This window comes from Bartonella sp. AP11XZML, from assembly GCF_042196445.1.
In the GTDB taxonomy this organism is placed as follows: domain Bacteria; phylum Pseudomonadota; class Alphaproteobacteria; order Rhizobiales; family Rhizobiaceae; genus Bartonella.
In genome coordinates this window covers 1-1,414 of the sequence record NZ_JBHIQF010000014.1, presented here as the reverse complement: position 1 = coordinate 1,414, position 1,414 = coordinate 1, and the positions used below count along the sequence as shown (strand labels likewise).

The window sequence follows — 1,414 nt, the reverse complement described above, 5'->3', positions numbered from 1 at the left end:
ATCGCCAGCGGCATCAGCACCTTGTCGCCTTGCGTATAATATTTGCCCATGGTGAAAACGGGGGCGAAGAAGTTGTCCATATTGGCCACGTTTAAATCAAAACTGGTGAAACTCACCCAGGGATTGGCTGAGACGAAAAACATATTCTCAATAAACCCTTTAGGGAAATAGGCCAGGTTTTCACCGTAACACGCCACATCTTGCGAATATATGTGTAGAAACTGCCGGAAATCGTCGTGGTATTCACTCCAGAGCGATGAAAACGTTTCAGTTTGCTCATGGAAAACGGTGTAACAAGGGTGAACACTATCCCATATCACCAGCTCACCGTCTTTCATTGCCATACGGAACTCCGGATGAGCATTCATCAGGCGGGCAAGAATGTGAATAAAGGCCGGATAAAACTTGTGCTTATTTTTCTTTACGGTCTTTAAAAAGGCCGTAATATCCAGCTGAACGGTCTGGTTATAGGTACATTGAGCAACTGACTGAAATGCCTCAAAATGTTCTTTACGATGCCATTGGGATATATCAACGGTGGTATATCCAGTGATTTTTTTCTCCATTTTAGCTTCCTTAGCTCCTGAAAATCTCGATAACTCATTAAAGCTAGCGGCCGCTAGCTTATCGATGATAAGCTGTCAAACATGAGAATTTAGCCCGCCTAATGAGCGGGCTTTTTGTTGTGATCCGCGTTGCTGGCGTTTTTCCATAGGCTCCGCCCCCCTGACGAGCATCACAAAAATCGACGCTCAAGTCAGAGGTGGCGAAACCCGACAGGACTATAAAGATACCAGGCGTTTCCCCCTGGAAGCTCCCTCGTGCGCTCTCCTGTTCCGACCCTGCCGCTTACCGGATACCTGTCCGCCTTTCTCCCTTCGGGAAGCGTGGCGCTTTCTCATAGCTCACGCTGTAGGTATCTNACCGGATACCTGTCCGCCTTTCTCCCTTCGGGAAGCGTGGCGCTTTCTCATAGCTCACGCTGTAGGTATCTCAGTTCGGTGTAGGTCGTTCGCTCCAAGCTGGGCTGTGTGCACGAACCCCCCGTTCAGCCCGACCGCTGCGCCTTATCCGGTAACTATCGTCTTGAGTCCAACCCGGTAAGACACGACTTATCGCCACTGGCAGCAGCCACTGGTAACAGGATTAGCAGAGCGAGGTATGTAGGCGGTGCTACAGAGTTCTTGAAGTGGTGGCCTAACTACGGCTACACTAGAAGAACAGTATTTGGTATCTGCGCTCTGCTGAAGCCAGCTACCTTCGGAAAAAGAGTTGGTAGCTCTTGATCCGGCAAACAAACCACCGCTGGTAGCGGTGGTTTTTTTGTTTGCAAGCAGCAGATTACGCGCAGAAAAAAAGGATCTCAAGAAGATCCTTTGATCTTTTCTACGGGCCCTTCTGCACAAGGGGAATT

General features: G+C 49.2%; 2 protein-coding genes. Both read right to left on the bottom strand.

The annotated features are described in order from the left end of the window. A partial coding sequence (locus tag ACFIMG_RS00945) for a CatA-like O-acetyltransferase (RefSeq protein WP_375693549.1) occupies positions 1-566 on the bottom strand: 566 nt, incomplete at its 3' end. A 427-nt stretch (positions 567-993) separates the two neighbouring features. After that, on the bottom strand, positions 994-1,122 hold the full coding sequence (locus ACFIMG_RS00940; protein WP_003806876.1) for a hypothetical protein: 129 nt from the start codon (positions 1,120-1,122) through the stop codon (positions 994-996). Between the last annotated feature and the right edge of the window lie 292 nt (positions 1,123-1,414).